Annotated in this window: 5 protein-coding genes and 1 pseudogene; 1 reads left to right on the top strand and 5 read right to left on the bottom strand. The window is 54.8% G+C overall.

Annotated features, from left to right (window positions below; all coding sequences use genetic code 11):
* From PHD44_RS08725 to gyrA, 5 genes and pseudogenes are all read right to left on the bottom strand, one after another.
* Positions 1-200 (bottom strand): annotated as a pseudogene (locus PHD44_RS08725) (histidinol-phosphate transaminase); the annotation flags it as partial.
* The gene (gene pheA, locus PHD44_RS08730) at positions 197-1,390 is read right to left on the bottom strand and encodes a prephenate dehydratase (protein WP_367182022.1); all 1,194 of its coding nucleotides are present in this window, start codon (positions 1,388-1,390) and stop codon (positions 197-199) included. The gene pheA and the pseudogene PHD44_RS08725, both read right to left, overlap by 4 nt.
* Positions 1,391-1,448: 58 nt before the next feature.
* Positions 1,449-2,612 (bottom strand): phosphoglycerate dehydrogenase, encoded by a 1,164-nt coding sequence (locus PHD44_RS08735; protein ID WP_300190480.1) that lies wholly within the window; start codon positions 2,610-2,612, stop codon positions 1,449-1,451.
* Between the two features lie 35 nt (positions 2,613-2,647).
* A complete protein-coding gene (gene serC / locus PHD44_RS08740; RefSeq protein WP_300190482.1) occupies positions 2,648-3,739 on the bottom strand; it encodes a 3-phosphoserine/phosphohydroxythreonine transaminase in 1,092 nt (363 codons plus the stop codon).
* A gap of 51 nt (positions 3,740-3,790) precedes the next feature.
* On the bottom strand, positions 3,791-6,385 hold the full coding sequence (gene gyrA / locus PHD44_RS08745; RefSeq protein ID WP_300190485.1) for a DNA gyrase subunit A: 2,595 nt from the start codon (positions 6,383-6,385) through the stop codon (positions 3,791-3,793).
* A gap of 536 nt (positions 6,386-6,921) precedes the next feature.
* Between gyrA and PHD44_RS08750 the strand changes: the two genes are divergently transcribed.
* Entirely contained in the window at positions 6,922-7,545 is a 624-nt protein-coding gene (locus PHD44_RS08750) for an OmpA family protein (protein WP_300190488.1), read from the top strand.
* The last annotated feature ends 92 nt before the right edge of the window (positions 7,546-7,637 follow it).

Genomic DNA, 7,637 nt, shown 5'->3' on the forward strand with positions numbered 1-7,637 from the left:
TCCAGCGACTGGACCGCCGCGCGCGCGCGCGGGCTGGCACCCAGGGGATTCTCGTTGGAAGCCAACTTGATAATGTCGGTCAGACCAAATTCGCGCGCGACTTCATCAACGGGTTTGCCGATGACGTACGGGGAAATGGCGCGAACGTAGTCCAGCGCCTGATCCGACAATTGTTGGCCGATGCGATCGTACGCGCTCATGACATGATCCTGTCCGTTATTGATCCACCCGCTGCGTTGGGACTTGATGCAGACATGACCGCGCGTGGATAGGAACCTAAAACCCGAAGAGAACTGCAAAACGGTTGCATTTTGGTCAAGGCCGCCCGAATGCGCTCATCGTCTGCATGTCCTTCGAAATCGATGAAAAACACATACTCCCACGCACGTTCCCTCGCCGGGCGGGATTCGATGCGCATGACGTCAATCCCCGCCTCCGCCAACGGTGCAAGCAAACGCGACAACGCGCCGGGCTCATTGTTGACGGAAAGCACGAGGGAAGTCTTGTCGGCGCCCGAGGGCGGTACGGCATCCCGACCAATCACGACGAATCGGGTGGTATTGAACACACTGTCCTGAATGTTTGCCGCGACAATATCCAGACCATGCTGCTCCGCAGCCAATGTGGGGCCGATCGCCATGATTTGTGGTGATTCAGCGGCAAGCCGGGCCGCCTCGCTGTTGCTCTGTACGGCAATGCGTTCCACGCCGGGATAGTGAACGTCCAGCCATTCCCGACATTGGGCCAATGACTGGGCGTGAGACACAATACGCTGTGGGAGCACATCGCGTGCATCCTGCCGGGCCATCAACTGCTGGTCTATCTTGAGCGACAGCTCACCACAAATACGAACATCCCCGGCCGCCCAAGCTCCGCTCAGGGCACCACCCGTCGCTCCGAAAGCCAAGGCATCCAAGGTTTGGGACACGCTGCCTTCCGTGGAATTTTCAACGGGTACAACGCCGAAATCGACGGAACCTGCCGCAACGGCACGGAAAACTTCGGGAATACCCGGCTCAAGAACCAGCCGGGCGCCATGACCAAACGCGCGCAGTGCCGCCTGCTCGGAAAATGTGCCGGAAGGTCCGAGACACGCCACACAAAGTGGCTGCTCAAGCGCCAGACAAGCCGACATGATCTCACGAAACAGCCAAACCATCGTATCGCCCGAAAGCGGCCCAGGATTGCGTTCACGCACGCGTGAGAGCACCTGAGCCTCTCGTTCGGGACGATAAAAGGATGTTTGAGGTTCATTCGACAACTGCTTGATCTCCGCAACTCGCTCGGCCAGGCGGGCACGTTTGGAAATCAATGCAATCAATTCGGAATCGAGTGAATCGATCTGTTGCCGGACTTCGGCCAGCGTGTTGGGCAGAGGTTGATCTGTCAAATGTCGATCCGGCCAGCCAGCCCCCGCTTCACCCAAAGCGTCTGTCACCGCAGCACCCTTACAGAACGCGGATACGCAGGATGCCGTTGATACCGCGCAAGGCAGCCAAGGTATCGTCTGAAATCGGCGAATCAAGATCAATCAGGGTATAAGCGACCTGTTTGCGCGATTCGTTCGTCAAACGTTCGATATTGACGTTCGACTTTCCGAGAATATGAGAGATCTGCCCGACCATGTCCGGCATATTGCGGTTGGCAATCGCCAGGCGCTGAACACCCGAACGAGACATGCGTACTTCAGGGAAGTTGACCGAGTTGCGGATGTTGCCGTTTTCGAGGTAATCCTTGATTTGGTCGACAACCATGATGGCGCAGTTGTCTTCCGCTTCGCCCGTTGAAGCACCCAAATGCGGGAATGTCAGGCAACGCGGATGGTTTTTGGTCAGGTTGCTCGGAAAATCGCAAACATATGCGTGCGCTTTGCCGGCATCCAGTGCAGCTACCATAGCCGCTTCGTCCACAATGCCTTCCCGTGCGAAGTTCAATACGACCACATTCTCTTTCATGAACGCCAGACGCTCAGCGTTGATCAGGTTGCGGGTGGCATCGATCAACGGCACGTGGAAACTGACGAAATCGGCCTTGGCCAGCACTTCATCCACGCTGCTCGCCTGATGCACTTCAGGAGACAGTTCCCAGGCTCGTTCGATGCTGATGCCCGGATCGAAACCGATGACACGCATGCCCAAGGCTTTTGCAGCGTTAGCCACACGCACACCGATGGCGCCCAGACCAATCACGCCCAGGGTACGGCCGGGCAATTCGAAGCCAACGAAGTCCTTCTTGCCCGCCTCTACGGCCTTGTGAATTTCTTCATCGGTGCCGCTCAGACCACGTGCGAAATCCCAGGCCGCGCCCAGGTTACGGATCGACATCAGCATACCGGCCACGACGAGTTCTTTAACCGCGTTGGCGTTGGCACCGGGTGCGTTGAAGACCACAACGCCCTGTTCGCTCATCTTGTCGACCGGTATGTTGTTGACGCCCGCACCTGCGCGGCCGATGGCCAAAACAGACTCAGGCAGAACCATATCGTGCATCTTGGCTGAACGAACCAGAATGGCATCAGCAGAATCGATCGGCGCGCCGACGTTGTACTTATCCGCAGGCAGGCGATCGGTACCCTTGTTGGAAATAGCGTTCAGTGTGTGAATGTTAAACATGAAAAAACCTCTCGAATCTGGAATTAGCCTGAAAATTAACCGTGACGCTGAGCGAAATCGTGCATAAACGCGATCAGCGCGTCGACACCGGCTTCAGGCATGGCATTGTAGATACTCGCACGCATCCCACCGACGGAACGGTGCCCGGCCAGTGCTGAAAGGCCGGCTTTTTCAGCCTCGGCAAGGAATGGTTTATCCAGAGCGTCATCTTTGAGGATAAAGGGTACGTTCATCCAGGAGCGGGCATTGACCGCGACCGGGTTACGGTAAAAACCGCCGCTTTGATCAATGGCAGCATAGAGCTTGTTCGCCTTGCGCTCGTTGATTTGCTTCATTTGCTCGAGGCCACCATTCGCCAACAGGCGCTTGAATACCAGACCGGCGATATACCAGGCATAGGTCGGCGGCGTGTTGTACATCGAACCGTTATCGGCATGGATTTTGTAGTCAAACATGGCAGGGACATCCGCACCGGCATGGCCAATCAGATCGTCGCGCACGATGACGATCGTCAAGCCGGCAGGACCGATGTTCTTTTGCGCACCGGCATAGATGAGACCGAACCGGGAGACGTCTACGGGACGCGAGAGGATGGTGGATGACATATCGGCAACCAAAGGTACATCGCCCGTTTCAGGAATGTAACCGAATTCGACACCCGCAATGGTTTCGTTTGGCGTGTAATGAACATAAGACGCATTCGGGTTGAACTTCAACTCGTCGGGTGCAGGCAACAGGGTGTATTTGCTCGGCTTGGTGTCGGCCACCACGTTTACGTTCAGGAATCGCTTCGCTTCGGCAACGGCCTTTTCTGACCAGTGCCCTGTGTTCAGATAGTCGGCAGAACCATCGCCACGAGCTGATTTCAGATTCATTGGAATCATGGCGAATTGAGCCGATGCCCCACCCTGCAGGAACAGCACCTTGTAGTTATCCGGAATGGACATCAACTGGCGCAGATCTGCTTCCGCCTGTTCGGCGATAGCAATAAATTTTTTACCGCGATGGCTCATCTCCATCACGGACATGCCGGTGCCCTCGCAATCCAGCATCTCATCGCGTGCCTGAATCAGCACATCTTCAGGCAACATCGCAGGACCTGCGCCAAAATTAAATACTCGCGCCATGATTACTCCCAACCGTTTCAAATTAAAACCCTAAAGACCATCGACTGATGATTATTCAGTCTCATTCGGACCGTCTTCATCAGCAGCGGTCTCTTCCCTATCGGTATCCGAATCTGCGGACATCACTGCAACCGGTGCCAGTTGCACCAGCTTTTCATCGTCACTCAGACGAATCAGAATGACGCCCTGTGTATTGCGGGAAACCGACGAAATCTGGCTGACTTGCGTACGGACCAAAGTACCCGCATCAGAAATAAGAATGACCTCGTCATCATCCTGCACCAGCGCCGCGCCAACCAGCGCACCATTGCGTTCGCTGGTCTGAATGGCGATGACGCCCTGACCACCACGCCCTTGCAATGGGAAATCATCGATCGGCGTGCGCTTGCCGTAACCATGTTCCGTCGCGGTAAGCACCTGACCCTCGCCCACGACGATCAGCGAGACAACACGTTGTGACTCGTCCATCCGGATACCACGCACGCCACCGGCTGTCCGCCCCATCGAACGCACATCAGCTTCGGCAAAGCGGATGGATTTGCCCGCATCGCTGAACAGCATCAGTTCACGCGAACCATCGGTCAGCGCGGCACCAATAAGCCGATCATCTTCACGCAGATCGATCGCAATGATACCGGCCTGCCTCGGTCGTGAGAAATCGACCAGTGGTGTTTTCTTCACCTGACCCGTTGCGGTCGCAAAGAAAATGTAGTGGTCATCGACAAATTCCCGAACCGGCAACAGGGCATTGACCCGCTCGCCTTCCTGCAAGGGGAGAATGTTCACAATCGGACGACCACGTGCGCCACGCGCACCTTGTGGTAACTGATAGACCTTGCGCCAGTATACCCGACCCAGGTTGGTAAACATCAGCACCCAGGCGTGCGTGCTGGCAACCAACATCTGCTCGATTACATCTTCATCTTTCATTCGAGTGGAGGACTTGCCTCGTCCACCCCGACGTTGACTTTGATATTCCGTCAACGATTGGGTCTTGATATACCCTTCTCGTGACAGGGTGACTACCCGGTCTTCTTCCGCAATCAGATCTTCAATGGAGAGATCTTCATAATCGAAGATGATCTCGGTTCGACGCTCGTCACCATACTCATCCATGATGGCGACGAGCTCATCCCGAATCACCTGCATCAGGCGTGTTTCAGAACGGAGAATATCAAGCAAATCGATAATCTTTTCGAGCAGGCCGCGATATTCCTCGACGATTTTTTCCTGCTCCAAACCGGTGAGGCGGTTCAATCGCATTTCGAGGATGGCTTGCGCCTGCTCCAAAGAGAGCCGATAGCTTTGATCTGGCTGCAAGCCAAATTCAGCAGCCAATGATTCGGGACGCGAAGCGGCTGCGTCAGCCCGTTCCAACAGAACGCGCACCAAACCGGAATCCCAGCTCTGCGCCATCAGGGAAGCGCGCGCTTCATTGGAAGTAGGCGCAGCCTTGATCAGGGCGATCATCGCATCGATGTTCGCCAGGGCAACGGCCAGACCTTCGAGAATGTGGGCGCGTTCGCGGGCCTTGCGCAGATCAAAGATGGTGCGGCGGGTCACCACTTCACGACGATGGCGCAAAAATACGGTCAAGATATCGCGCAAGCCCAAGGTGCGCGGTTGACCATCGACAATCGCCACCATATTGATGCCGAACACACTCTGCATCTGGGTTTGCTGATACAGATTGTTAAGCATCACATCGGGCAACTCGCCACGGCGCAACTCCATCACGATGCGCATCCCGTCCTTATCGGACTCATCGCGCAACTCGGTGATGCCCTCGATCTTTTTCTCCCGTACCAGTTCGGCAATGCGTTCAATCAACCGCGCCTTGTTCACCTGGTAGGGCAACTCGGTCACGATGATGATGGCTTTACCGGCACGATCATCCTCTTCGAAATGCGTGCGCGCGCGCATGACCACACGGCCTCGGCCAGTCAGATACGCTTCACGGATACCGGCGGCGCCATTGATGATGCCTGCGGTTGGAAAGTCTGGGCCCGGCACATGCGCCAACAGCGTTTCGTCGTCCGTATCCGGATCATCGATCAAAGCGATGGTGGCATTGAGGATTTCGGTCAGGTTGTGCGGCGGGATGTTCGTCGCCATGCCAACGGCAATCCCCGACGAGCCATTCACCAACAGGTTGGGGTAGCGCGCGGGAAAGACGCCAGGTTCACTTTCCGAGCCATCATAGTTATCGATGAAATCGACTGTTTCTTTTTCAAGATCGGCCTGCAACTCATGTGCGATCTTGGCCATCCGCACTTCGGTGTATCGCATGGCCGCAGGCGCGTCACCATCAACGGAACCGAAGTTACCCTGACCGTCGATCAACATGTAACGCATTGAAAAGTTCTGCGCCATCCGGACCAGAGCATCGTAAACCGCAGTATCACCATGCGGGTGGTATTTACCGATGACGTCACCGACGACACGGGCAGACTTCTTGTAAGGCTTGTTCCAGTCGTTGCCGAGCTCACGCATGGCGTAAAGAACACGTCGGTGGACCGGCTTAAGCCCGTCGCGTGCATCGGGCAATGCACGACCGACAATCACACTCATCGCATAATCAAGATATGAGCGCCGCATCTCGTCTTCGAGATTGACCTTGAATATCTCTTGCGCAAATTCAGACATTGTTAATCCTTACGATTTCTCACGCCCCATCCGCCCCTACTCAGGAACGAAGCGTCGAGTCCCAGTGGCTTAAGAGCACAAACAGATGGTCACCATGACCCGGCAAAAAAGAGCCGGAAGTTTACCACAAGATGACAAATGAACGCTCGTCTTGATCACCAGTTTGCGTCAGTCCCATCCACAGACGCTAACAAGTGGAGAGCCTTTGGGTTACGCGTATCACACCAACCACGGATGTTGCACATAAACAACACGAACGCACCAGCGACAATCAAAACAATTGACTGGCATCACAATCAGTTTAAACCATTGATTATGAAATAAATTAGAAGACGGGACCGCATACGAAACGCTTGAAAATTACAAATAGAATCTTAGGCCGCACGCCGCCACTGCAGCAAACCCCATCCACCAGCGCGACCTTATTGCCCCAAAAGGGGCTCAGGCAATACATTTGCCGAACGATTGGGGCATAATAGATGCCGCATCATGCTTGTCATTCTCATGCGTCCATTTAGAGAAAGGAGACCTTACAGATGAATAAATTTACCGTACTCGCCACCGGCATCGTTGCTGCCATGGCATTATCCGGTCAAGCCTTCGCTGATCAGAAACCGTTGTCACCCTATGTGTTCAACAGTGCTGGCGAACCCGTCATGACACCTTTCGGTGAATGCGTTCACAACGGTGTTGGCAAAGTGACTCCGGAAACAGCCATCATGGCCTGTGATCCGGACATGATTGCCAAACCGAAAGAAGCGGCCCCGGCTGCTGTGGTCGAACCACCACCGGCTCCGGAAATGAAAACAGTCACCCTGACTGCCGATACCTACTTCGATTTCGACAAGTACAACCTCAAGCCAGCCGGCAAAGAAGCTCTGGACAAGTTGATCTCTGAAATGGGCGACATGAACTCGATCGCCAAGATCAAGGTTGTCGGTTACACCGACAGCATCGGCACCGAGAAGTACAACCTTGGCCTGTCAGAACGTCGCGCCAACACGGTTGCCAAGTACCTGACAGCTCACAACATCCCTGCCGACAAGATCGAAACCAAGGGCATGGGTGAAGCTGATCCAGTTGCCAGTAACAAGACCAAAGAAGGTCGCGCCAAGAACCGTCGCGTCGTTGTTACGACCGAAGGTGTCGTCAGCAACTAAGTGTTGCTGATGGTTCGGGTCATTCGACCCGACTGTCGATCGATTAAAACACCGCTTTTGCGGTGTTTTTTATTGCCTGATTACTATTGAAT

The sequence above is a fragment of the Halothiobacillus sp. genome (assembly GCF_028710545.1).
In the GTDB taxonomy this organism is placed as follows: Bacteria; Pseudomonadota; Gammaproteobacteria; order Halothiobacillales; family Halothiobacillaceae; genus Halothiobacillus.